Origin of the sequence: Leeuwenhoekiella aestuarii (assembly GCF_004104055.1) — a bacterium.
Lineage (GTDB): Bacteria > Bacteroidota > Bacteroidia > Flavobacteriales > Flavobacteriaceae > Leeuwenhoekiella > Leeuwenhoekiella aestuarii.
In genome coordinates this window covers 167,412-190,287 of the sequence record NZ_QOVJ01000006.1, presented here as the reverse complement: position 1 = coordinate 190,287, position 22,876 = coordinate 167,412, and the positions used below count along the sequence as shown (strand labels likewise).

Here is a 22,876-nt window from a genome sequence, read left to right as displayed (position 1 = left end):
GTCTAAAACTAGAAAACCGCTTAAAAGCGGCTAAAATGAATCGGTATTCTAAGAAATTATAGACTTGTGCAACGGTTACCTTTGTTGGCAGTAGTTTTTATTTTATTAATTCTTTCATTTTTCTATTACACATATCTCGAAGGTATTCTCCGTCTAAATTTTTTGATTCAGGGTCTTGCAAGTCTTTAAAATACTTATTGTATTCGTCCTGTAAAGCGTAATGAAATAGATTTCTGTTGATTTCAATTCCGTTATTAAAATCTTGTTTGTCCACTGGCCGAACCATATCGGAACTCTTAATATTAATCAGAGAATTAGTTTTAGTCTGAGCTTGGTGGAGTAAACCACATCTTATTTCGTCATAGAATATTTTTGAAAGTCCATTAGTTGATTTAAATACCGGAAAATAGGTGCTATAGTTGAAAAAGTCACGGAAGGCCTGTGAGTTGTATTTAAAATTATTGTCAGGGTTTGAACGATTGTACCTTACGTTAGTGTCTTCAATGCCAAAGAGAAATTGATTAAGAGTCTCAATTAGCAAGCAGTCAATTGACATTATTATAAAACCTACTCGCGTCCTGATCTCTTTTCTCTCGTGCTTAATCATTTCATCTATTGGATCAAAATACCGCTCATTAAATCGGTTTCTTACTATGTTAATCGCATTTTTCCATTCGACAGAATACCTGTCACTAAGTTCCTCGCTCCATTTTGAGTCATTCGTTTCTGCCATGTCGTTTTAAATTACTGCCAACGTACGAATAACACAACAAGTTGTGTTATATCTATTATATTTAAATGTTTACAAGCGTTTGCACACAGCTCGTTAACCTTTAATCAGGCTAAATATAGTTCTTTCCGTTTAGAGCGCTTTACGGCATTCCTTAACACTCATAAAAAAAGCGATGACTCTCTAAGAGTCATCGCTTTTAAACCTTTGGTTGCGCGGCACGGGCCTTAATCCGCGTAAGCGTGTTTATAGGGTTCGCCTTTTAGAATCTTCAGCATATCGGCTTCCAGACTTTCAATGGGGTACTCAACAATACGCCCCAGTTCTTTCCCGTCTTTGCTTAAAATAAGCGTGGGTACGCGTTTGATGTCTTTGCCTTCTTCCAATCCCTGTGGCGTAGTTTTGCTACGGTCTACAGTGATTAATTTTACCTCATCACTTTTGTCAACCGCATCAAATATTTTGTAGATACGCGGGGTCTCCCGTTTGCTGTCGCCACACCAGGTGCCCATAAACAGGGTGATGTCTACATCTTTGAGCAAAGGCTTAAGCTCCTTAGCAAGATCTTCGTCAACCCGGTACGAGGCGTAGAAGGGATTAAACCATTCGCCAAAAGCACCGCTTTGCAGCTGACTGCGCTCGGCAGGTCCGGTAAGCATTTGAGGTTGTTGTACTGCCGGAGCTTCCGGTTTTTCAGGAGCTTCAGCAACAACAGGAGCTTCCGGAGCTTTGGGGGTTGCAGTCGCTGTACTTTTTGATTTACAGCTTATCAGAGCACATAGTGCCAAAGCAACCAGAGGTAGTTTGTATATGTTCATAGCTTTTGTTTTTTAGCTTACCAGACTTTCCTGATCCATTTCTGCCGGTTTATCTACACCGAGCATATCTAAAATGGTTGGAGCCACATCCCCTAAGATCCCATCTTTTACGGTTGTGATGTCGTTATCTACCACAATAATGGGTACCGGGTTGATGGTGTGTGCTGTGTTTGGCGAACCGTCTTCGTTTGCCATGGTTTCACAGTTTCCGTGATCGGCGATCACAATGCTGCTGTAACCGTGTTCGATTCCGGTTTCGATCACGTCTTTGGCACAGGCATCTACGGCTTCACAAGCTTTTACTGCGGCTTCCAGAATACCGGTATGCCCCACCATATCCGGGTTGGCAAAATTGAGGCATACAAAGTCCGCCTCTTCTTTTTTCAGTTCGGCAACAATTTTGTCTCGCACTTCATAAGCGCTCATTTCCGGCTGCAGATCATAAGTCGCCACGTCGGGAGACTTGGCGATCAAACGGGTCTCTCCTTCAAAAGGTTGCTCACGACCTCCTGAAAAGAAAAAGGTTACGTGTGGATATTTTTCAGTTTCTGCAATACGAATTTGTTTTTTACCCGCTTTAGAAACCACCTCACCCAAAGTATTGGTCAGGTTGTCTTTATCAAAAATAATGTGGATGTTTTTAAACGTCTGATCGTAATTGGTCATCGTGACGTAATACAAGTCCAGCTTATGCGTGTTTTGTTCGTGGAAATCTTCCTGAGATAACATACGTGTCAATTCACGCCCGCGGTCGGTACGGTAGTTGAAGAACAATACCACATCCCCGTCTTTTATCGTTGCAACCGGTTGGTCATTTTCAGTAACTACAATAGGTTCTAGAAACTCATCGGTCACGCCCTCTTTGTACGAAGCTTTGATCACGCTTACCGGATCTGTGGTTTTGGTACCTATCCCATGTACAGCAGCGTCATAGGCTTTCTTCACACGCTCCCAGCGGGTGTCGCGGTCCATAGCAAAATAGCGGCCGGTAATACTGGCCAATTTGGCTCCGTTGTTAGCTGCATAATCGTTTAAATCTTCAATAAAACCGGCACCGCTTTGTGGATCTACATCACGACCATCTGTAAATGCGTGGATGTAAACCTCTGCAACGCCTGCCTGATTTGCAGCTTCAATTAAGCCTTTAGCATGGTTAATGTGGGCGTGAACCCCACCATCTGAAACCAGACCCAATAAGTGTATGGGTTTTTTGTTTGCTTTCGCATATGCAAAGGCATCTTTAAGCTCTTTTTGATCTTTAAGTGTATTGTCGTAAAGCGCTTTATTGATTTTAGCAAAATCCTGATATACGATACGACCGGCACCCAGATTCATATGACCCACTTCGCTGTTTCCCATTTGACCATCAGGTAGACCTACATTGCCTCCGTGGGTTAGCAACTGTGCGTGTGGGTATTTGTTATAGAGTGAATCAATGAAGGGGGTATTGGCCTGATCTACGGCAGAAACTTCTTTATTAGGTGCAAATCCCCATCCATCGAGGATCATTAAAATTACTTTCTTATTCATGGTTTTTCTCTAGTTGTTCTACAAAGATAATCACTCTTATGACCAAAGGCTAAAAGATTGAGGAGCAATCACGATAGCGTTTGAAAAGATTCTCTTTATTATTATTTCTATTACTATTGTTATTGTCGCCTCATTCCTCGTTCTTCTCAGTCCGGAGAAATCAGCTTATTCCCGCTTTGGAGTGATGTCCCATCAGATTGAAATAATAACAATAGAAATAATAATATTAATTGTTTTGATACTTCTCAATAGCTTCTTTTATTTTTTGAATACGGTTTTCGGGGTCTGGATGCGAGCTTTGAAATTCGGGTACGCGCTGGCCACCGCTGGCAGCTTTGAGTATTTGCATGACTTCAATCATCGCTTCCGGGTTATACCCCGCTTCCAGCATAAACTTGACGCCGAGAGCATCACTTTCCAGTTCGTCACCACGTCCATTTTTGAGCAATAAAGTTTGTCCCAGCTGACTGGCGAGCATTCCGGCGTCTGCGCCTACTTCTGCTCCGGTTGCCACGGTATTGGCGAGTTCGCTCTGCGCAATACGTTCTGCAGCATGCCGCCCTACCACGTGGCCGATCTCGTGACCCAAGACCCCAGCAAGTTGATCTTCGTTTTCTAAACGTTCCATCAAGGCATAGGTGATAAAAATTTGTCCGCCGGGAAGTGCAAAGGCATTTACGGTTTTTGGATCGCGCAGCAAATGAAATTCATACTGATAGGGCGTTTCCTGAGCGATGGTATGATCTACCAGTTTTTTACCTACTTGAGCTACAAAATCCTGCAGTTGCTGATCCGGGTGCATTCCGCCATGTTGATCTGCCATAATGGGCGCATTTTGCAGGCCTATTGCAATTTCTTCTTCTGTAGAAAGACTTATGGCCTGCGTGCGACCGGTATACGGGTTTTCCTCTTGGCTGCCGCAATAGCGAATCAATCCAAAAGCGACAATGGCAATGCCTAAAAATAGCTTGAGCGCTCTTCCGCCTAGTTTCATAATTGATGGTTGTAGGGATTAGTCTAAAAGTGCCGGATTGATATCCAGTATATTTTCTGTTTTATACTGATTGATGAATGCTGCAGTAAAAGCATCGCTTCCCAAGAGTTTTTCCTGCTGAAGGATTTGAGCAATATCCAACCTGGTATACTGTTGCAAATAGCCTGCGGAAAGGGGCGCATAGCTAAAATGCCAGGGTTCATAATTGAAGCCTTTTCGACCATAATCGTTGGTGTATACTTCATAGAACCCGAAGGATTCTGCGTGTTTATCCAACCAGGCTTTAAGTTCGCAAAAAGGTCCTGTGCCGTGAAATTTGTCAGGGTCCAATACATTGCTGGTTACCCCGGTCCCAGACTGAATAATATCGAGGTCTGTTGCCCAGTGATGGCGTGAAGTTCCTGGGATCGTGCTGTATTCTATGATCTTTTTTATGGCTTCCAGATCCCGCATTCCGTTACCGGTATAGCTTTTGAACTTGCGTTCCCAGATGCGATTTTGATGGGCATAATCTCTATAGCTTGATACCACCTGAATCCCAATGCCGTCTTGTTGTGCCGCGGCAGTCATTTTATCAAAAGCCGCTGCGACCTGTGGGCGTAATCGGTATCCATTTCGCTCCACAAGTTTTGGGCTCCCTTTGCCTAAAAGTTGGTCTTTATCTAAAGTTTCCTGTGCAGTTGCCCACTGCGGAAATGTACTCAGGGCTGCGGTTGCTAGAGCGGTGTTTTGTATAAAGGTTCTGCGTTTCATCAAAGGGTTTTAAAAAGTAAGTAATGCGTGCCTATGGGTTCAATTTCAAAAGGGTCTCCACTGATCTCAAACCCTTTTCTGAGGTAAAAGTTAAGCGCTTTAATACGGGCGTTGCACCATAGGGTTTCTATGCCTTTAGCTTTCAAGAGTTTTTCTCCTGCCTCTACCAGAACATTACCCAAGCGTTGCCCTTGATAATCCTCTAAAACCGCCATCCCGCGCAGCTGATATTGTCTACCGGTAAACTGCGGTTTAGCCACATTCATGAAGGTGACCACGCCAATGAGTTTTTGAGCATCAAACAATCCCAGATGAACGGTGTCTTCATCAGTGTCACCGGGCATTGCACAGGTTTCAAGCGGGCGACCCTTACGCAAAACAGGATGTCTTACTGCGTAAGTGTCTGACGCATTGATCTCTTTAATGGTGTAGGTGTTGGTATTCAAAACTGAAAGCGATGAGTTGCTAAGCACGTACGTCTGCGTACTCTGGGTTTTCGTCAAATTTTACTTCTGCAAAAGGACACAAAGGTTCTATTTTGATCGCTTTGGAACGTGCCCATTGTACAGCGTGATCCAGAATTTTACTGGCAAAACCCTGATGTTCAAATTCCATTTTAGTTTCGGTGTGATCCACAATAATTGTAGAATCATCCTTAACGGTATAGGTGAGTTCTGAGATTTTTCCGTTCTCACCTTCTATCCAGAACATACCGCGTTTGTCATTTTCTCTATGTTGAATCGTATAATCCATTACTTTTGTTTCTTTTCTCGATAATCGAGAGTTAACTGATCCGAGGCTTTCCTCGAATTCAAGAACTGTCTTATTTAAATACCTATGGGCTTGGCCCAAGGTGATTTACTTTTAAAAATAGCCAATTATGTCCAAAATTAATGTCCGTCGCTTGTTTAAAGAAGACATTAACATGTTTTTACCACTGGTGCAGGAATTGATGGAATACCGTGTGGAAGAATCACTGCTTAAAGAACGTTTCGCCGATATGTTTGAACACCGCTACCAGTGTTACGGAATTTATAAAGACGACGAACTTGCAGGAGTTTTTGGCTTGTGGTTCGCAATACGGCATTATGCCGGAAAAACCTGTGAAGTAGATCACGTGTTTATCAAAGCAGAACACCGCGGAAAAGGTCTGGGGAAGCAGGTTTTTAAGTGGATTTACACCTATGCCCGGGAGCAAGGCTGTGAGACTTCAGAACTCAACAGTTACGTGCATAATTTTCCCAGTCACAAGTTCTACCTGAATGAAGATTATGTGATCAAGGGCTATCATTTTTTGAAGAAACTCTAGCTTACGGTAATTTCAGAATCTGTAGGGAGTTCGTACGGTAATTTTGTAGCTTCAAAAATACGAGCACTGTGGGGACCGCGTAAGATATAGGTGCGTTGCTTGACTTCTATCCAGCTGCCCTCGCGAAGCCCTATAACGGGTACATTGTTAAAGTGATGAAATTCCTTAATACGTGTTTCACGCGTTTCTCCCATATGTTTACTGTTGGGATCAGGGTCTAGATAATGCGCATTGATATTAAAGGGTACAGCACCTAAAGTTTTAAAACTAGGAGGATAAACAATAGGCATGTCGTTTGTATTCTGCATACTTACTCCGGCAATATTGGTACCCGCACTGGTTCCTAAATAAGGCATATCTTGATACAGACGATCTCGAAGCGGAGCAATGATTTTGTTTTCATACAATTGCTTAACCAGTAAAAAAGTGTTACCCCCACCAGTAAAAACACCTTCAGCATGTTCTAGAGCTTTTATTGGGTCTTTAAAACTGTGTAATCCCACGACTTCAATATCTAAACTATTGAAAAACTTTTGAGCATTTGATGTATATAGTTCGTGAGAAATGCCACCCGGTCTCGCATAGGGTATAAATATAAGTCGTTCAACGGCTTTGAAATGCAGGTCCAATTGCGGTTTGAGATACTCTAAATACGAACCGCCGTGAACAGTAGATGTGCTGGCAAGGATGAGGTTTTTCAAAATGAATGAGGTTTAGGTCTTTCAAAGTTAAAATTATAGACAGACTTAAAAGGCATTTAACAAAAGTTTACGCCGATTTTACCCTGAAATTTCAAAATCTTGTTGTTACTTCATAGTACCAAAAAATCGTTCTATTATGAAAGTTGTTACCAGCCTATGCCTTGTTTTATTCCTGTCATTCACAGTTACCAGTCAAAAGTTAGCTCGTGTTATGGTAGATGGTCAGATCATTGTGCCGTCGGGTGATGGCCCGGGAGGTATTGTAGTCTACAATAAAACAGCACAGCGGGGTACTATAACTTCAGAAGAAGGGACTTTTGATATCGCGGTGGCTCGTAATGATGAACTCGTCATTCAATCCCTACAATTTGCGCCGATTACGGTATTGGTAGATCAGGGGATTGTAAACTCAAAACAAATCAATATTACTTTGAGAGAAACGGTTAATGAATTGAGTGAGATTATTGTAACGCCTTATGATCTGACCGGAGACATTGTTGCAGATGTAAACCGTGTGCAAACCATAGATGATCAGGTCTCATTAACTGCTACCCAGTTGAGCGCAGAAGATAACAAGCCAGACCGCTACTCAGAAGTAGACAACGTGGCGCTAGACGATCAAAGATGGCGATACGGCCTCAATTTTGTAAATATCTTTAAAGCGATCTTTGATAAAAAAGATAAGACGGAAGGTGACCTGAACGAAACTGCAGAAGATGAATTAGCAGCAATGTATTCTAACGAATTTTTTCAGAAGAATCTGAATATTGAAAAAGGAAAAATAGGGTTGTATATGGATTATGTGGCTGCAAACGGACTCAACAAGGAGATGCTGGAACAGGGGAATGAGCTCAGTCTGATTCAATTTTTAATAGAAAAACGAGAAGACTTTACTAATCAGTTAAACGAAAATTAATCGGTTTACTGGATCATCAATATTTTAATGCACCTGTGCTTGCCCCAAATTCGTTTACTTCAGCAATACTTGTTATAAAAAAAGAGCAGCCATTTTAAAACTGGCTGCTCTTAAAAACAAATCAACTAACTAAACAATCAACAATTAACATTTGGGAAATCCATTTTAGTTTACTCGACAACTGAGATTTCAATGCTTTAAGGGTGACACGAATTTAAAAAGTGTTTCAATTCCTTGAGGACTTGCTCAAGCTCATCTACCTTAATCTTAAAAGCCTCTTGGCATTTTTGCGAAATTTTTCTTTTTGTATAGGGAATCTTTTTTAGTTGTTGCTACTTGATCATCGAGATTTAAATGCTCTGGCACTTGTTTCGAAGTTGGCTGTTTCTTGATATTTTGTGCATTTGAACCGAGATCGTTTACTTGAACACTTTGAGAATACCACATCAGGTTATTGAAAACTAAGACCTTTTTAATAGTATTCGTTACTGATGTACTATCTGCTTTTTCGCTTAGGTATTCGGTTTTTAAGGGTTCTTTGACCTGTGACACACTATCCACTATTTTTCGATTTTTGAGCTGAAGAATCGTTTTGTCTGTAGTTTCGGTGTTGGTGAGTTTTACTTTTTGTGAAAAGCTGAAAGTTGAACACAAAATAAACGCTGCTGTTACTATTTTTTTCATACTTAATTATTTATTTATCTCAAAACTAGGATAGTATTCTGGGAGATGGGGTTTTTTTCGCTCACTCGTATTTTAATAAAGACAGTTGGTTGTTTATTTGTGTTAAATGGTTTTAGTTATCAGTAATCAAATATTTAAAGGGAAGAGCATTCTTAGTATTTAGGCAGTAACTGGGAATATTCATGCATTTGTTTTAGTTTTCATTATGGTTTGCAACTATCTTATCTTTGGTGCGTATTTAAAAAGAGCTAATAATCTAACGTACGTGGTCAAACTATTCGGTTTTTTGGGAATCCTTTTTTTGAATTGTTCTTTTGGGCTACAGGCGCAAGAAACGGTTATGCTTGAAGGTAGAATTGTCAATGATTCTATAGCGCACGAATACTTACATATTCTCAATCTCACCTTACAAAAAGGAACCATAACTACAGAAAGCGGGAATTTTACGATACCTGTTCGCGTTAACGATACCCTTTATATTTCGGCATTACAATTCAAACATAAAGAGTTAGTCATTACTCCTGCGATTTATTCCCGAAAGTATATAGAAATAGCGTTAGAAACTGAAGTTACCGAGCTTGCAGATGTGAATATTAGCGATGTAGCGCTCAGTGGAAGGCTCGGGGATGATATGAATAAGCCTAAACTGGAAAAACCTTTTGATCCTGCCGAAGCAGGTTTGCCTGTTTATACCGGTCCCGTTCTTACTTCAGAAGAGCGGAAGTTATATACGGCCACCCATAGCGGTGGCGGAATTATCCCTGTAGATGCTGTGATTAATGCGATAAGCGGGCGTACAGCCTATCTCAAAAAGATTGTAAAAGTTTCTAATATGGAAATCAAAGTGCAGGAAGCCCGTAATCTGGTAGCAGATAGCACCTATATCAAACAGTTGGAAATCCCGGCACGTTTTATTGATGACTTTGTGCATTATGTGTATATGGATAATACAGCGAATCTAGCTGTTGCAGCTAGTGAAAACCCCCTTTCTTTGATGGAATTACTACTTCAGGAGGCTCCCGCTTATTTAGAACATAAAAAAGATGAGGGTGTACGTATTGAAAAAAAGCAATAGCACTTTGGAACGCATTTTGATTAAAATGACAAAAAGCAAATCAGATTCTGTATTTTTACAAGCCTTATGAGAAAACTAATTCTTCTGTTGGTTGTCGTAGTTCCGTTAACGGCAGCCGGTCTCCACAAATATTATTTTAGCGTTACACAGGCAGATTATGATGCTACAGATCATGCGCTAAAAATGGTAACCCGAGTCTTTTATGATGATTTAGAAAAAGTGTTTCAAGAGCGATACGACAAGTCCATAAAGGTAGATGCTTCTTACGATCAAAAAAAATTGGATGGGTATATCAAAACGTATTTTGAGGGTAAATTTATAGTACGTATTAATGGAGAGAAACAGCCATTACACTACATAGGTCACAAGGATGAGATAGATTATGTGGTTTGCTTTTTTGAAGTAACCGATATTCAAAACCTTAAGCGCATAGAGATTGAAAACACCTTGCTAACAGACCTCTTTCCTGAGCAAAAAAACGTGGTACACTTAAAGGCTGGTTCTGAGAAAAAAAGCTTTTTACTGACCCGGGAGAATGATAAAGCAGTGTTAAACTTTTCTGAATAATTTACTAAGATTAGGTTAATCTTTACTTTTATAGCATTCACAAGCACTTAATATAGATTATAACTTTTATGAAAAAACTCAAGTACACCTTTTTTACTGTGTTACTTCTGGTTGGAGCAACAAGTTTTGCGCAAGAAGAGCCGGCACAGGAAGAAAAGCAACCGGGTCATGTAAACACCAATAAGTTTAGACAGCTTTATAATGAGTTTGCAACCCCTAACCAGTATCGTACTGCATCAGGAGCTCCTGGTCCTGCTTATTATCAAAACGAAGCAGATTACGAAATCAAAATAGAATTGAACGATGAGAATCAAACCATCAGTGGTTATGAAACCATCACCTACCATAACAATTCTCCGGATAAATTGGAGTATTTATGGGTGCAATTGGATCAAAACATTCGTAAAAAAGATTCACCTGCATTGGAAAAAGACGGCAGTGGGATGGCACCGGTCATTCAGCCGGGTTCTGTGGTTTCAAGCTATATGACAGATCCTTTTGATGGGGGATTCAATATCACTGAAGTTTCTAAAGATGGTAAAGAATTACCTCATATGATAAACTTCACGATGATGCGTGTAGAAATGCCGGAAGCTTTAGAGCCTGGTGATGAGTTTGAATTCAGCATCCGCTGGAATTATAACATCCCTGAGCATACCGTAGACCGGGCACGTTCTGGGTACGAAAGCTTTCCTGACGGAAACAAGAACTATGTAATTGCACAATTCTTCCCAAGAATGTGTGTGTATAATGATGTAGAAGGCTGGCAAAACTATCAGTTCTGGGGTAACGGAGAGTTCGCACTTCCTTTTGGGGATTATGATGTGGAGATCACAGTACCTGCAGATCACTTATTAGACGGTACCGGTAACTTGGTTAATCGTAAAGACGTTTACAGTAAAGAAGAGCTGAAGCGCTGGGAGCAAGCTCAGAAGAGCTATGACAAGCCGGTGATCATCAGAACTCAGGCTGAAGCTGAGCAAATTGAAAAAGGACACAGTACCAAAAAGAAAACCTGGAAACTTCAGGCAGAGAATGTACGTGACTTTGCATTTACATCTTCTCGTAAATATATTATGGATGCACAAGCTGTGAAATTTCCAAAAGGAGATGTGATGGCGATTTCTATTTATCCTAAAGAAGGAAACCCGCTTTGGGAAGACTATTCTACTAAAGCTGTTGTGCAAACTTTAGAGTCATATTCTAGAATGACCTTTGACTATCCGTATCCTAAAGCGATCTCTGTACACGGAAAGAATCAGGGTATGGAATACCCGATGATCTGTTGGAACTATGGGCGCCCTAACGAAGATGGGACCTATAGTGATCGCACTAAATTTGGAATGATCAGTGTGATCATTCACGAAGTAGGACATAACTTTTTCCCAATGATCGTAAACTCTGATGAGCGTCAGTGGGGATGGATGGATGAAGGTATCAACACATTTGTACAATATGTAGCTGAGCAGGATTTTGGTGAGAATTATCCAGAGGCTATTGCTCCTAATTCAAAATATCCTTCACGTCGTGGAGAGCCTTCTAAGATCACAGGTTACATGGCAGGAGATCAAAATTTTATTTCTCCTATTATGTCTAACCCTGAAAATGTTTATCAACTGGGTAATAACGCATACGGAAAACCGGCGACAGCTTTAAACATTCTTAGAGAGACGGTTATGGGGCGTGACTTATTTGATTATTCGTTTAAGACATACGCACAACGCTGGATGTTTAAACACCCAACCCCAGAAGATTTCTTCCGCACGATGGAAGATGCGTCTGCAGTAGATCTTGACTGGTATTGGAGAGGCTGGTTCTATACTACAGAAAATGTAGATATGGGCGTTAGCGAAGTAAAATCATACTACTTAACGAGTAACCCTACAGCTGCTGGTAAAGAGATGTTAGCTCGTTATGGTGTAGACCCTAGTGCTATTGATGCAGTTTATGTAGTAGAAGAAGGTGGTGAAGACTACGACCCTGCAATGAAAGGGAAGTCTATGATAGAAAATGCTCCAAACTTACAGGAGTTTATGATGGATAATTTTACACCTGCAGAGCGTGCAAAATTAAAGACGCCTAAGCATTTCTATGCAGTTAAATTCAACAAGCCGGGTGGTATACCTATGCCTATCATCGTTGAGTATAGTTATGCAGATGGTACTAAAGAAAAAGTAACTTATCCTGTACAAGTGTGGCGTAAGAATGATGCTGAAGTAACTAAGGTTCTTGCAACTGATAAAGAACTGGTAGGCGTGATGCTCGATCCAGACCTTGAGACTGCAGATGTAGATGTGAGCAATAACAGCTGGCCAAAAGCAGAAGAGGAAAGCGAATTTGACAGCTTTAAAGAGGGTACACAAGATTAATTTTTTTTAAGAGTTAATTACCATTAAAAAGCCGGTGAAGATTCACCGGCTTTTCATTTTTCCACATATATTTGTAGTATTATGAGTATACCATTTTTTATTAGCGGCGGAGAGATTGGCTTTATTGTTTTTATTATCGTAATGGTATTTGGAGCAGATAAAGTGCCTGACATTGCCAGAGGTTTAGGTAAGGGTATGCGTACCCTTAAAAATGCTACAGAAGATATCAAGACTGAAATCACCAAGAGTGCAGATAAGCAAGGTATCAATACGGATATAGCAAAAGATATGAAGCGCGAGATCGATGAGGCAAAAAAGAATATTGAAGATATTACCGGACCGGTGAAGCGTAAATTCTAGGATAATTAAGAAGTTAGAAGTTTTTGCGTCTTTTTATAGAAATTGATCATTTTTTCTTAGTTCTATACTGTAGATATGAGAATTTAGTAATATCTTATACCTGAAATTATAACCTATGATTTCTTCACTAAAAAAGATATTTTCTGTTATAGAGAATAGTCTTTTTTAAAGAATTGTATTTATACTAAGTGTTAATTATTAATCCCGTCTTCCATCAAGACGGGATTTTTTTTCGACTTACCGTAAGTCCGTCTCTTATAGCCAGCAATACGGTTTCCAGACGCTCATCTTCAGCCAGGATTTTGTTATATTCTAAAAGCGCTTTTGTAGAACTATCTTTAGGGTCTAAGGGTTCTACTACCTTTCCGCTCCATAAAACATTATCTGATAAAATGAGTCCGCCGGGCTTTAAACGATCTATGATCAGCTCAAAATAAGCCGGATAGTTGGGCTTATCTGCATCCATAAAGACGAGGTCAAAATCTCCTTCAAGTTGCGGAATGATCTCAAGTGCGGGCCCCAGATGTTGTTGTATATTTTTCGCGTAAGCAGAAGCATCAAAATATTTTTTCTGAAGGTCTACCAGTTCTTCATTAATATCAATCGTATGTAAAATACCATCAGGTTGTAAACCTTCTGCAAGACATAACGCCGAATAGCCGGTGTAGGTGCCTATTTCAAGAATGATCTTAGGGTTAACTAGTTTTGCGATCATACTTAAAATACGCCCCTGGTAATGACCACTTAGCATACGCGGCTGTACCACTTTTTGATAGGTTTCGCGAGTCAATTTTTGCAGTAATTCAGGTTCTTTAGCAGAATGAGCTACTGCATAATCATCAAGTTCTTCAGAAATAAAATGCATCGTTATTCTTCTTCTAGACCTTCAACAACTTCATCGTCGTGAAGCATTTTTCGGGTTTCTTGTTTAACCAGATCAAGCTTATCGTGCAGACTCATACTTTCGGTAAACTTACCGTCGTGAATGAGATTGAGAATCGCTTTATCTTGCACGCGACCGCGGCGCATCGCTTCAGAATACCTCAAGTCTTCTCTAAAAGTGACCAGAGCATATTTAGAAAAATATTCTTTAGGGAACGCTTCTTCAAAGGCAGTTTCCAATTTTCGTTTTTCCTGAAAAATAGGACGTGCGGTGTGCGCTTTCATTTCGTGGAAGTTATCTACTGCAAGATCTGCAATAGCGTCAGTATCTTCCTTACGCTCATTCTGATACGCTTTAAAAACAGCTTTCCAATCGCCCTCGTACTTATTTAGGTATTTGTCTAAAACGTGAATGTCCTCAAAAGCAGAATTCATCCCCTGCCCGTAAAAGGGAACAATACCGTGCGCAGCATCACCAAGCAGTAATACTTTACCGTAGGCATGCCAGGGCGAGCATTTTATGGTCCCTAATGGGGAAGTAGGATTCTCTTTAAATTCTTTCAGCAGATCTGGCATCAATTTTAATGCATCAGGGAACTCCCGTTGAAAATAGTCAAGGACTGCAGCATCTGTATTCAGGCTTTCAAAACTGTCTTTACCTTCTTCCCAGGATAAAAATAAAGTCACGGTAAAACTTCCGTCGAGATTAGGCAATGCGATCATCATATCTTTTCCGCGAGGCCAGATGTGTAATGCATTTTTCTCAACTAAAAATCCCCCATCAGCTCCAGGCGGGAACGATAATTCTTTATAACCATGGGTTAAAAAGTCTTGCCCGTAACTGAATAAGAACTTGCGATGATCAAGCATGCTTTTGCGAAGTGCAGAGCCTACACCGTCAGCACCCATCACCACATCAGCTTTATAGGTTGTGTTTTGCCGGGTCTTATAATCTTCAAAAGTAGCTTCGCCGGTCTCTAAGGAAACACCGGTACACTTCTGATTAAAGAGCATGGTAATTTCAGGCATTTTATCGCACTCATCAAGCAGCATAATGTTGAGGTCCTCCCGTGAAATAGAATTGATGTACTCATTTCTACCACTATACGGACTCATGAAAAGTTCGCCCTCTGTGTTGTGAATCATGCGGCCGTTCATAGGAATACAAAGCGGTAACACTTTTTCTTCAAGACCGGCAAGACGCAGCCCTTTCATACCACGGTCTGAAAATGCCAAATTAATTGACCGACCAGAGTCTACTATTTCTTTGCGTAGATCCGGGCGTTTTTCCATTAAGGTTACTTTATAGCCGCGTTGCGCCATACGTAAGGCGAGTAAAGATCCGCAGAGGCCGGCGCCTATGATTAAAATATGTTCTTTATTTTTCAAAAGTGGTTTGTTAGATGGTAGTTGAAACTACGTTTATTTTTTGGCTAAAAGTTCTTTCAGACGTTGGATCATTTCATATACATCTTCATAGCTGTTGTACAGTGGGGCAGGAGCTACGCGTATAACATCTGGCTCGCGCCAGTCACAAATAATACCGGCTTGCATAAAACCATCATGCATACTGCGATCTGCATTTTTTACTTGAATTGAAAGTTGGCATCCGCGCTCATCGGGATTTGTCGGTGTCAATATAGCAATGCGGTCGTCATTGAGGTCATTGATCAAATATTCGAGATATCCGGTAATATTTTTAGACTTTGTACGAATGTTTTTAAAACCTGCTTCTGCAAAAATTTCAAGCGAAGCACGTATAGGAGCCATAGAAAGGATTGGCGGGTTACTAAGCTGCCAGCCTTCTGCACCTTCAATAGGATCAAAGTCTACACGCATATTAAATCGGCTGTCCATTTTGTGCCCCCACCAGCCTGTAAAACGTGGAATGTCATTATTGTTGGCATGACGCTCGTGTACAAAACAGCCCCCTAGTGCTCCCGGGCCACTGTTTAAATACTTATAGGTGCACCACACGGCAAAATCAGGACCGTTATCGTGCAAATCAGCATCTATATTACCTACGCCGTGCGCCAGATCAAAACCTACCTTACAACCGTATTGATGCCCTAATTGTGTTATTTCTTTTATAGGATATTTTTGCCCGGTATAGTAGTTAGAATTACCAATCATCACCAGCGCAATTTCCTCGCCATGTTGTTGCATCAAAGCTTCAAGATCTTCAAAACGGCAGAGATCTTCTCCCGGTCTGGGTTTCCACAAGAGTAGGGAATCATCAGGATTGTAACCTTTCTCTTTAATCTGAGATTTAACAGCATAACTGTCTGAAGGAAATGCATCACTTTCTATCACTATTTTATGACGTTTTGCAGTAGGTCTGTAGAATGAAACCATCATCAAATGCAGATTTGTAGAAAGGGTATTCATAATGACCACTTCACCAGGTTTTGCGCCTACGATATCTGCCATAGGTTTAGCAAGAATTTCGTGATACGTCGTCCATGGAGTTTTAGCTTTAAAATGCCCTTCTACTGCTAACTCTGCCCAATTGTTGAGTTCTTCAGCAACATATTCTCTAGCTTTTTTAGGTTGTAAGCCCAGAGAGTTTCCGCATAAATAAATGAGGTTGTTACCGTTTTCGTCCTTAGGAAGGTTAAACTTTTCGCGAAAGCGTGCTAAAGGATCTGCTGCATCGGCTTGTTTAGCAAAGCTTAAGGTGTTTTGATAGTGTTTTTTTTCTGTTTCTAGCATAGTTTGTAAAAATAACACATCGCTAAGCGTGAGGCAAACTTAGCGCTAAGGTTTCAGGGATCAAATCAAGCGTTTGTTTATATGTGGATTGATATATGCTTATCAAACGCAGATTTTTGGTAATTTGGCGGTTGATAACTCCTATAGTTCATGAATGCTTTACGTTTAGTCTTTAGCGATTTGCGCTACTTTACTCCGGTTTTTTTATTCGCCACGCTCAATATTATTTTTGGGACCTGGGCGATTTATATACCAGAGATCACATCAAAACTGGCAATTAGTGAAGGAGAACTTGGGTTTGCCGTGTTTTTTATGGCTTTAGGAACCTTGAGTATGATTCCCTTTGTACCCAAAATCATTCAGTTTTTAGGTGTGGGGAAAACAGCACTTATCGCTATTCTGGGATTTTGTAGTGTTTTTTTAGGTCCGTTTTTAGTAGAAACTTATTTTTTTTTATGTGCTAGTCTTTTTGTGGTGGGCTTATTTTCAGGATTACTTGATGTCACGATAAATACCTTAGTTACCGAAATAGAAAAACGCGACGAGGTTCATTTTATGTCTGTTTCTCATGGCTTTTTCAGTTTAGGCGGAATGTTAGGTGCAGGAATAGGAAGCCTGCTGATTCCGTATTTGGCGATCCCTTGGCAGCATATGGTTAGCGTGAGTTTGCTACTGATTTTTGCCAACCTGATTTTGTGCAGTAATTATTTGCATCTAAAAACCACAGAAGCAGAAAGCGAAGGTAGTCTGAAGTTACGCAATTTAAGACCGCTTATTGGTTTGGCTTTGATAGGATTTCTGGTGATGGCAGCAGAAGGAGCAATCGTTGACTGGAGCGCATTATATCTGGAAAAAGTCTCCCTTGCGGCCGCAACTCTGGTGGGTTTAGGATATACTATTTTTAATGGAACCATGGCGCTGGGTCGCTTTTTTGGTGATGCAATAAGCGCACGTTTTGGTTCACGTTTTATTATGATTGTGGGATGTTTTGTGGCGACCTTAGGTTTTGGATTGGTTTTAACCGAAACAACGACGATCGTGTTAGCAGGTTTTGGATTTGTAGGGATTGGGTTGTCTATCGTGGTTCCTGAATTATTTCGGTACAGCGGAAATTTAAAGGGTATACAAGCTTCAGAAGGTATCAGTTTTATAGCAGGAACAGGCTTTGTAGGCTTACTGTTAGGTCCTGTTTTTTTAGGTTTTTTAGCAGAAACGTTCAGTTTAAAAGGAAGTTTTATAGCCCTGTTGAGCTTTACACTCATCGCGGGTATCATTGCTTTAGGTTTAAAGCGAAACTAAAAAAAGCCCATCAATGAGATGAGCTTTGTATTCTGAAAAAAAAGAAATCTAGTCTTCTTCTGTTTTTACTACAATGTCTGTAAAGTATAAATGCACAGCGTCTTCAGGAGCTTTGTGGTCAGAAGCGATCTCTATGCCGTTATAATCCTCATATCCTTCCCAGGTTGTTACCATAGAATATTCAGAAACGTTTCCGCGGCGGTAAATCCATTCTTTTACTCTGTAATCATCATCGTAGAAAAAGTCATAAGCATCACCCGGTGTATATCCACCATCGCCATCATATGTCAACGTGATCTTACTCATTTTTTGTTCGCTCATCGGTGCAGTAGCGGTATCCTGAACCGTAAGCACTGTTCCTTCATCCCAGACTAAATGCATAGGAGCCAGTAGCCAGAAGGAATCATTTATAAATCCTTTATCAGCATTCATAGCAAGGCTGTCTACGTTTTTACGGTTATAAGCAACTGTATCTTGCTCACTCATCATTGTAACGTCATCAGATTTTGGATTCCATTTCCAACTGCGGGCAAAATGACTGTCACCACGATCTACATTAAATGTAAATTGTACTTCAGCTACATCATCCCAATTTTCGATACCATTTGCCTGAGCGATCTTATAAGCGATCTCCTCTTCGGAAGTGCGGTCAAGTTTAACGGGTTCTACAGATGATTCTATAGTTTCTGTTTTTGATTCATTTTTACATGCCACAAGTGCCATCAGCGCAAGTAAGGTGAGTAGCTTTTTTTTCATTTAAAAAGAGTTTTTGAGTATTAAAAGTACAAAGCTTTTAGTTAGCATGTTTTGTATAAGGTCGCTTATTTTAAATTTAACGCTACACCAACTCTATACATTCCGTAATTTAAAGACGCTTCTAACGACTACTCCCGTGAAACTAAACAGGCTTTTAAGAATTATAAAATTCTGTTTTTTTAAATAAAAAGATATGCAAACAATACTTCATAAAGCAGCTACCCGCGGTGATGCAAACCACGGATGGTTACACAGTAAACACAGTTTTAGTTTTGCTAATTATTACAATCCTGAGCGTATGAACTTTGGTGTTTTACGGGTTTTGAACGACGATCAGGTTAGTGGCGGGATGGGTTTTGGTACACATCCGCATCAAAATATGGAAATCATTTCGATACCGCTTTCCGGTGATTTGGAGCACAAAGACAGCATGGGAAATACTACGGTAATTAAAGAAGGTGATATTCAGGTTATGAGTGCCGGTACCGGAGTACAACATTCTGAGTATAATAAGAATAAAGATGAAGAAGTGAAATTTCTTCAGATCTGGGTAATTCCTAATAAACAAAACGTTGCGCCGCGCTACGATCAGATAACGCTTAATAAAGCAGACCGAAAAAACAAATTGCAACAAGTGCTTTCTCCAAATAAGGAGGATGAAGGAGTTTGGGTTTATCAGGATGCCTGGTTTAATCTTACTGAATTAGAAGCTGGCAAAGAGCTGGAGTATACTTTTAATATGGAGGGTAACGGGCTCTATGTTTTTGTTTTAGAAGGAAGCATTACAGCCGGAGATCATGTCTTGGAGCGAAGAGACGGTCTGGGGGTTTTAAATACCGATTCTATAAAATTAAAAGCTTCAGAAGATGCATCTGTTCTTCTAATGGAAGTTCCTATGCAATTATAATTTAAATTTTATCTGAAAAATTGGCAGTATAGAAGAGGCTTGATATTTTGTTTTGGTTTGGTGGCATTTTTTTGCTCAGAATCTTTTACACTATTAATTAAACCTTTTGTTTATGGAAACACCAATTAAGTTAGAGTTAGTAGGTAGAATAGGAGATATGTATGCTTTGAAATATCCTGGCTTGCACATTCCTATCCACGTCAATTATGAACTTCTGGAGAAATTTAAAGAAAGTGACGAATATCTTGTGCTAGAAGATGTGACTTCTTCATCACCTCCTTTAGAAGGTAATTTGAAAAATTTTTCAGACAACTCGTTTAATCGAATTTAGAAAATAATAAAAAGGGGAGCTTTAAGCTCCCTTTTTTTAGTTCTCAAAACTACATCGTTGTCTTAGGAAAGTCTGTCTTTGATTTACAATTTTAATAACATGTTAGTGTCCTAGTTTCTCTATAACAAAGGCTAATTTTGCATTTTAGGAATAAAATATGGCAAAACGTTTTACAACTTCTTCCCGCAATCTCATAGTACTCATTTTAGGAACCCTCATAGCTATAGGTCCATTTTCTATAGATATGTATTTACCCGGGTTCGGAAATGTAGCAGATGATTTTGGTGTAGATATTAGTAAAGTAGGTCTAACCTTAACAAGTTACCTTATAGGTATTGCTTTGGGTCAACTGGCCTACGGTCCGTTGATGGATCGTTTTGGGAGACGCAGGCCACTAATTGGCGGGTTAATGCTCTATACTGTTACAGCGCTTTTATGTGCTATTAGCTGGAATTTAAACATTTTGATAGGTGCCCGGTTTTTTATGGCATTGGGTGGTTGTGCAGGGATGGTGGCTTCAAAAGCTATTGTGCGGGACCTGTTTGAAAAGAAACAGGTTGCAGATGTACTTTCTACTTTAATGCTTATCATGGGAGTTGCACCTATTATAGCTCCCACTGTAGGTGGTTTGGTTATAGGCGCTTTTGATTGGCAGGCTGTTTTCTACATTCTGGCTGGTTTTGCAATTCTAATGTTGTTGTTAATTACGTATGTTCTGCCTGAAAGTGCAGCTCCTAACCGCACTACGAGTTTAAGACCCGTAAAAATCGTTACAGAATATATTTCCATTTTAAAGAATAGAGAATTTTTCATTTTTGCCATGACCAGAGGTTTTACAATGGCTTGTTTGTTGAGTTATGTAAGTAGTGCTCCTTTTATTTTTATTGAATTTTTTGGTCTGAGCGAGCAGCAATTTGGATGGGTTTTTGGGAGTAATGCTTTAGGACTTATTTTAGGGAGTCAGATTAATCGCCTCGCATTGAAGCGTTTTTCATTACTGCAAATAACAGTCGCGACCTGTTTGGCGTTGTCTGTACTCACGACCGGCGGTATTGTCATTAGCTTTCTTGCGCTACAGTTTTGGGTAGTTTATCCCTTTTTGTTCGTGATGTTGTTTCTAGTAGGTTTTCAGAACCCTAATGTTACGGCACTTTCTTTAGACCCCTTTACCAAACAAGCGGGTAGCGCTTCTGCATTGGTAGGCAGTATAGGCATGATATTTGGCTCTTTGGCAAGTATTCTTGTAGCTCAACTCGTCACTGAAAGTGTCGCTCCCTTATTATACATCTTGTTTTGTAGTGCGCTGTGCAGTTTAATTTTAGTGCTGTTTTACTTGAATAAACGTAAGTCCTATAAAATTCGGGCTTCAAAAGCTTAAGAAGGTAGCGGTACATAGGTATCATCATCTTCAACTTTAGGAAACTCATGATTTTTCCATTGTGTTTTGGCTTCTTCTAAGCGTGCTTTAGAAGTTGCAACAAAATTCCAGTAAATGTGGCGTTCTTCTTCAAAAGGTTTTCCGCCGAAAAGAAAAATGTGAGCGCCTTTTAAAATTTTGAGCTTGCATACTTCATTGGTTTTACTAACCAGCATATTGCCTTCTTTGATAATTTCGCCACAGGCTTCAACAGCTCCTGAAACGATAGTAACTCCCACTTCTCCAAACAAATTGTCTTCAATGTCGAGTTTGTGGTCTTCTTCAGCAATAATTTCGATCATAAATAAATCGGAGTGAACCGGTACGGGACTTATTTTACCATAACCCTTACCGGCTATGAGTTTGTAGCGAGCATTATTCTCTCTCCATTGCGGTAATGCATCTGCGTCAATATGGTGAAAAGCAGGTTCTGTAAATTCCAGCATTTTAGGTAGTGCAACCCAAATCTGATAACCGTGCATTGTAAACGTATTTCCGTTTCTAAAATCATTAGGAGTCCGCTCTGTATGGGTAACACCTTTCCCGGCAACCATCCAGTTGACAGAACCCGGCTTGATACGTTGATAGGTGCCGATGCTGTCTTCGTGTATGAGTTCGCCTTCTAGCAGATAGGTTAACGTTGAAAGCCCTATGTGTGGATGCTGATCCACATCCATATAATCATCAGGTCCTAGTTGATCAGGTCCCATATGATCTATAAAGATAAAAGGACCCACCATTCTTTTTTTTCTAAAAGGCAGCAGTCTTCCTACCAGAAAATCTCCTATATCTCTGCTTCTCTCTTCTATAATTAACCCTGTGTTAGACATTTAAGTAATTTGTTATAGTTTTAAAACTAAAAATAGTAGTGTTTTGAAATGTAAGAATACTATTATAAACTTTTTTAAGTTTTATAAATATACAATACAACCCCAAATCTTATTGTAAGTCAAATACGTCCACTTTAAAACTCTACTGATGAAAGCTAAGGTATTTGTAATTCTAATAACAATTATTACTGTAAACACGTTAAAAGCACAAAAGAAAACTTATGATCTCGGTCTCTATTTAGGTGGTGTCAATTATTATGGAGAACTAGGAGAAAAGAAATTTGTGGCCCCTAATAGAGCTACTTTAGGTTTAATAGGGAAGATGAATTTTAACGAAAAGCTAAGTCTCAGAGGAACTGTGACTTTTTTTACGCTTTATGATAACGACCGTGATGCAGCCGATGGATATCGAGGTAATGGGCGCAATAACTCTTTATACTATTCTTTTGAAAATACAAGTATAGAAGCTTCTTTAGGTTTTGAGTATGTGCCGTTCTCATTTTTTAAGAATGCTCAAAATCCGATAGCTGTTTATATTCATGCAGGTTTAGGAGCTGTTTATAATGACGAATTATTTTATCCCATTTCTGCTGGTTTTGAAGATGTATTAGCAGAAAAATACGGAACCAGAACGCGTATAGTGGTTCCTTTTGGTTTAGGTTTTAAAACTTTTGTTGGGAGTAATTTTATGTTAGGTCTTGAACTTTCTCCGCGCTATACAATGACAGACAATCTTGATGGGAGTCATCCTGATCATGCACAGTTAGCACCCAATAAATTACCCGATTTTTCTAACAATGACTGGTATACTTTTGTAGGTATTACCTTGACATACCGGTTAGGTAAGGGTACTGATGCATATTGTGATTGTACATTGTAATAGAATTTAGCAGATCTTTTAGCGTTTACCCAAAGCGCTTCGCTGTATCTTTGCTC

Annotated in this window: 25 protein-coding genes; 11 read left to right on the top strand and 14 right to left on the bottom strand. The window is 39.9% G+C overall.

Translation table 11 applies throughout. The features are described from left to right. Positions 1 to 97: 97 nt before the first annotated feature. The 7 genes from DSM03_RS14965 to DSM03_RS14935 all read right to left on the bottom strand — a co-directional run bounded on the left by DSM03_RS14965 (position 98) and on the right by DSM03_RS14935 (position 5,578). Entirely contained in the window at positions 98 to 733 is a 636-nt protein-coding gene (locus DSM03_RS14965; protein ID WP_128762556.1) for a hypothetical protein, read from the bottom strand. A gap of 224 nt (positions 734 to 957) precedes the next feature. Beyond that, entirely contained in the window at positions 958 to 1,548 is a 591-nt protein-coding gene (locus DSM03_RS14960; protein WP_128762555.1) for a thioredoxin family protein, read from the bottom strand. Positions 1,549 to 1,560: 12 nt separating this feature from the next. Then, positions 1,561 to 3,078 carry a 2,3-bisphosphoglycerate-independent phosphoglycerate mutase gene (gene gpmI / locus DSM03_RS14955; protein WP_128762554.1) on the bottom strand — a complete coding sequence of 506 codons (1,518 nt, stop codon included), beginning with the start codon at positions 3,076 to 3,078 and terminating at the stop codon, positions 1,561 to 1,563. Positions 3,079 to 3,304: 226 nt separating this feature from the next. Then, positions 3,305 to 4,072, bottom strand: a complete 768-nt coding sequence (locus DSM03_RS14950; protein WP_128762553.1) for a M48 family metalloprotease — start codon at positions 4,070 to 4,072, stop codon at positions 3,305 to 3,307. Positions 4,073 to 4,090: 18 nt separating this feature from the next. Beyond that, the gene (locus DSM03_RS14945) at positions 4,091 to 4,825 is read right to left on the bottom strand and encodes a M15 family metallopeptidase (protein WP_201740449.1); all 735 of its coding nucleotides are present in this window, start codon (positions 4,823 to 4,825) and stop codon (positions 4,091 to 4,093) included. Beyond that, the gene (locus DSM03_RS14940) at positions 4,825 to 5,328 is read right to left on the bottom strand and encodes a GNAT family N-acetyltransferase (RefSeq protein ID WP_236643955.1); all 504 of its coding nucleotides are present in this window, start codon (positions 5,326 to 5,328) and stop codon (positions 4,825 to 4,827) included. Before DSM03_RS14940 ends, DSM03_RS14945 begins: the two co-directional genes overlap by 1 nt. Next, positions 5,291 to 5,578, bottom strand: a complete 288-nt coding sequence (locus tag DSM03_RS14935) for a GNAT family N-acetyltransferase (protein ID WP_128762551.1) — start codon at positions 5,576 to 5,578, stop codon at positions 5,291 to 5,293. The genes DSM03_RS14940 and DSM03_RS14935 overlap by 38 nt, the downstream gene beginning before the upstream one ends. 127 nt (positions 5,579 to 5,705) lie before the next feature. Between DSM03_RS14935 and DSM03_RS14930 the strand changes: the two genes are divergently transcribed. Further along, a complete protein-coding gene (locus DSM03_RS14930) occupies positions 5,706 to 6,134 on the top strand; it encodes a GNAT family N-acetyltransferase (RefSeq protein WP_128762550.1) in 429 nt (142 codons plus the stop codon). On the opposite strand, the gene pepE is transcribed toward DSM03_RS14930, so the two are convergent. Beyond that, complete coding sequence (gene pepE / locus DSM03_RS14925; protein WP_128762549.1) at positions 6,131 to 6,835, bottom strand: dipeptidase PepE; 705 nt, start codon at positions 6,833 to 6,835, stop codon at positions 6,131 to 6,133. The genes DSM03_RS14930 and pepE overlap by 4 nt on opposite strands. A gap of 136 nt (positions 6,836 to 6,971) precedes the next feature. On the opposite strand from pepE, the gene DSM03_RS14920 reads away from it, so the two are divergent. Beyond that, complete coding sequence (locus DSM03_RS14920) at positions 6,972 to 7,751, top strand: peptidase associated/transthyretin-like domain-containing protein (protein ID WP_128762548.1); 780 nt, start codon at positions 6,972 to 6,974, stop codon at positions 7,749 to 7,751. Positions 7,752 to 8,018: 267 nt separating this feature from the next. On the opposite strand, the gene DSM03_RS14915 is transcribed toward DSM03_RS14920, so the two are convergent. Then, complete coding sequence (locus DSM03_RS14915) at positions 8,019 to 8,435, bottom strand: hypothetical protein (protein ID WP_128762547.1); 417 nt, start codon at positions 8,433 to 8,435, stop codon at positions 8,019 to 8,021. A gap of 286 nt (positions 8,436 to 8,721) precedes the next feature. Between DSM03_RS14915 and DSM03_RS14910 the strand changes: the two genes are divergently transcribed. The 4 genes from DSM03_RS14910 (at position 8,722) to DSM03_RS14895 (ending at position 12,806) form a co-directional block, all read left to right on the top strand. Beyond that, positions 8,722 to 9,510 carry a hypothetical protein gene (locus DSM03_RS14910; protein WP_128762546.1) on the top strand — a complete coding sequence of 263 codons (789 nt, stop codon included), beginning with the start codon at positions 8,722 to 8,724 and terminating at the stop codon, positions 9,508 to 9,510. A 66-nt stretch (positions 9,511 to 9,576) separates the two neighbouring features. After that, complete coding sequence (locus DSM03_RS14905) at positions 9,577 to 10,077, top strand: DUF6702 family protein (RefSeq protein WP_128762545.1); 501 nt, start codon at positions 9,577 to 9,579, stop codon at positions 10,075 to 10,077. 68 nt (positions 10,078 to 10,145) lie between these two features. Continuing rightward, positions 10,146 to 12,446 carry a M1 family metallopeptidase gene (locus DSM03_RS14900; RefSeq protein WP_128762544.1) on the top strand — a complete coding sequence of 767 codons (2,301 nt, stop codon included), beginning with the start codon at positions 10,146 to 10,148 and terminating at the stop codon, positions 12,444 to 12,446. A gap of 81 nt (positions 12,447 to 12,527) precedes the next feature. Then, positions 12,528 to 12,806 carry a Sec-independent protein translocase subunit TatA/TatB gene (locus DSM03_RS14895; protein ID WP_128763300.1) on the top strand — a complete coding sequence of 93 codons (279 nt, stop codon included), beginning with the start codon at positions 12,528 to 12,530 and terminating at the stop codon, positions 12,804 to 12,806. 214 nt (positions 12,807 to 13,020) lie between these two features. Here DSM03_RS14895 and DSM03_RS14890 read toward each other — a convergent pair whose 3' ends face one another. Genes DSM03_RS14890 through kynU form a run of 3 tightly spaced genes read right to left on the bottom strand, consistent with a single transcriptional unit; the run spans position 13,021 to position 16,400 of the window. After that, entirely contained in the window at positions 13,021 to 13,671 is a 651-nt protein-coding gene (locus DSM03_RS14890; protein ID WP_128762542.1) for an O-methyltransferase, read from the bottom strand. Between the two features lie 2 nt (positions 13,672 to 13,673). Then, entirely contained in the window at positions 13,674 to 15,077 is a 1,404-nt protein-coding gene (locus tag DSM03_RS14885) for an FAD-dependent oxidoreductase (protein ID WP_128762541.1), read from the bottom strand. 33 nt (positions 15,078 to 15,110) lie between these two features. Continuing rightward, positions 15,111 to 16,400 carry a kynureninase gene (kynU, locus tag DSM03_RS14880; protein WP_128762540.1) on the bottom strand — a complete coding sequence of 430 codons (1,290 nt, stop codon included), beginning with the start codon at positions 16,398 to 16,400 and terminating at the stop codon, positions 15,111 to 15,113. A gap of 150 nt (positions 16,401 to 16,550) precedes the next feature. On the opposite strand from kynU, the gene DSM03_RS14875 reads away from it, so the two are divergent. After that, positions 16,551 to 17,699: an MFS transporter gene (locus DSM03_RS14875; RefSeq protein ID WP_128762539.1), complete on the top strand. Its 1,149-nt coding sequence runs from the start codon at positions 16,551 to 16,553 to the stop codon at positions 17,697 to 17,699. A gap of 48 nt (positions 17,700 to 17,747) precedes the next feature. Here the strand turns inward: DSM03_RS14875 and DSM03_RS14870 are convergent, their stop codons facing one another. Next, positions 17,748 to 18,455: a hypothetical protein gene (locus DSM03_RS14870; RefSeq protein ID WP_128762538.1), complete on the bottom strand. Its 708-nt coding sequence runs from the start codon at positions 18,453 to 18,455 to the stop codon at positions 17,748 to 17,750. Positions 18,456 to 18,648: 193 nt separating this feature from the next. Between DSM03_RS14870 and DSM03_RS14865 the strand changes: the two genes are divergently transcribed. From DSM03_RS14865 to DSM03_RS14855, 3 genes are all read left to right on the top strand, one after another. Then, complete coding sequence (locus DSM03_RS14865; RefSeq protein ID WP_128762537.1) at positions 18,649 to 19,362, top strand: pirin family protein; 714 nt, start codon at positions 18,649 to 18,651, stop codon at positions 19,360 to 19,362. Positions 19,363 to 19,474: 112 nt separating this feature from the next. Further along, positions 19,475 to 19,693, top strand: a complete 219-nt coding sequence (locus DSM03_RS14860) for a hypothetical protein (RefSeq protein WP_128762536.1) — start codon at positions 19,475 to 19,477, stop codon at positions 19,691 to 19,693. 157 nt (positions 19,694 to 19,850) lie between these two features. Further along, positions 19,851 to 21,071 carry a multidrug effflux MFS transporter gene (locus DSM03_RS14855; protein ID WP_128762535.1) on the top strand — a complete coding sequence of 407 codons (1,221 nt, stop codon included), beginning with the start codon at positions 19,851 to 19,853 and terminating at the stop codon, positions 21,069 to 21,071. Here DSM03_RS14855 and DSM03_RS14850 read toward each other — a convergent pair. After that, complete coding sequence (locus tag DSM03_RS14850; protein WP_128762534.1) at positions 21,068 to 21,940, bottom strand: pirin family protein; 873 nt, start codon at positions 21,938 to 21,940, stop codon at positions 21,068 to 21,070. The genes DSM03_RS14855 and DSM03_RS14850 overlap by 4 nt on opposite strands. Positions 21,941 to 22,088: 148 nt before the next feature. On the opposite strand from DSM03_RS14850, the gene porG reads away from it, so the two are divergent. Continuing rightward, positions 22,089 to 22,820, top strand: coding sequence for a type IX secretion system protein PorG (gene porG / locus DSM03_RS14845; RefSeq protein ID WP_128762533.1), 732 nt, complete (start codon positions 22,089 to 22,091; stop codon positions 22,818 to 22,820). Positions 22,821 to 22,876 lie beyond the last annotated feature (56 nt).

What these genes read in the sequence shown, in the direction of transcription:
- DSM03_RS14960 (WP_128762555.1), bottom strand. Translation starts at nt 1,548, where the DNA reads ATGAACATATACAAACTACCTCTGGTTGCTTTGGCACTATGTGCTCTG.
- porG (WP_128762533.1), top strand. Translation starts at nt 22,089, where the DNA reads ATGAAAGCTAAGGTATTTGTAATTCTAATAACAATTATTACTGTAAAC.
- DSM03_RS14855 (WP_128762535.1), top strand. Translation starts at nt 19,851, where the DNA reads ATGGCAAAACGTTTTACAACTTCTTCCCGCAATCTCATAGTACTCATT.
- DSM03_RS14920 (WP_128762548.1), top strand. Translation starts at nt 6,972, where the DNA reads ATGAAAGTTGTTACCAGCCTATGCCTTGTTTTATTCCTGTCATTCACA.
- DSM03_RS14915 (WP_128762547.1), bottom strand. Translation starts at nt 8,435, where the DNA reads ATGAAAAAAATAGTAACAGCAGCGTTTATTTTGTGTTCAACTTTCAGC.
- DSM03_RS14965 (WP_128762556.1), bottom strand. Translation starts at nt 733, where the DNA reads ATGGCAGAAACGAATGACTCAAAATGGAGCGAGGAACTTAGTGACAGG.
- DSM03_RS14875 (WP_128762539.1), top strand. Translation starts at nt 16,551, where the DNA reads ATGAATGCTTTACGTTTAGTCTTTAGCGATTTGCGCTACTTTACTCCG.
- DSM03_RS14890 (WP_128762542.1), bottom strand. Translation starts at nt 13,671, where the DNA reads ATGCATTTTATTTCTGAAGAACTTGATGATTATGCAGTAGCTCATTCT.
- kynU (WP_128762540.1), bottom strand. Translation starts at nt 16,400, where the DNA reads ATGCTAGAAACAGAAAAAAAACACTATCAAAACACCTTAAGCTTTGCT.
- DSM03_RS14900 (WP_128762544.1), top strand. Translation starts at nt 10,146, where the DNA reads ATGAAAAAACTCAAGTACACCTTTTTTACTGTGTTACTTCTGGTTGGA.
- DSM03_RS14950 (WP_128762553.1), bottom strand. Translation starts at nt 4,072, where the DNA reads ATGAAACTAGGCGGAAGAGCGCTCAAGCTATTTTTAGGCATTGCCATT.
- DSM03_RS14905 (WP_128762545.1), top strand. Translation starts at nt 9,577, where the DNA reads ATGAGAAAACTAATTCTTCTGTTGGTTGTCGTAGTTCCGTTAACGGCA.
- gpmI (WP_128762554.1), bottom strand. Translation starts at nt 3,078, where the DNA reads ATGAATAAGAAAGTAATTTTAATGATCCTCGATGGATGGGGATTTGCA.
- DSM03_RS14945 (WP_201740449.1), bottom strand. Translation starts at nt 4,825, where the DNA reads ATGAAACGCAGAACCTTTATACAAAACACCGCTCTAGCAACCGCAGCC.
- DSM03_RS14870 (WP_128762538.1), bottom strand. Translation starts at nt 18,455, where the DNA reads ATGAAAAAAAAGCTACTCACCTTACTTGCGCTGATGGCACTTGTGGCA.
- DSM03_RS14935 (WP_128762551.1), bottom strand. Translation starts at nt 5,578, where the DNA reads ATGGATTATACGATTCAACATAGAGAAAATGACAAACGCGGTATGTTC.
- DSM03_RS14850 (WP_128762534.1), bottom strand. Translation starts at nt 21,940, where the DNA reads ATGTCTAACACAGGGTTAATTATAGAAGAGAGAAGCAGAGATATAGGA.
- DSM03_RS14865 (WP_128762537.1), top strand. Translation starts at nt 18,649, where the DNA reads ATGCAAACAATACTTCATAAAGCAGCTACCCGCGGTGATGCAAACCAC.
- DSM03_RS14895 (WP_128763300.1), top strand. Translation starts at nt 12,528, where the DNA reads ATGAGTATACCATTTTTTATTAGCGGCGGAGAGATTGGCTTTATTGTT.
- DSM03_RS14930 (WP_128762550.1), top strand. Translation starts at nt 5,706, where the DNA reads ATGTCCAAAATTAATGTCCGTCGCTTGTTTAAAGAAGACATTAACATG.
- DSM03_RS14860 (WP_128762536.1), top strand. Translation starts at nt 19,475, where the DNA reads ATGGAAACACCAATTAAGTTAGAGTTAGTAGGTAGAATAGGAGATATG.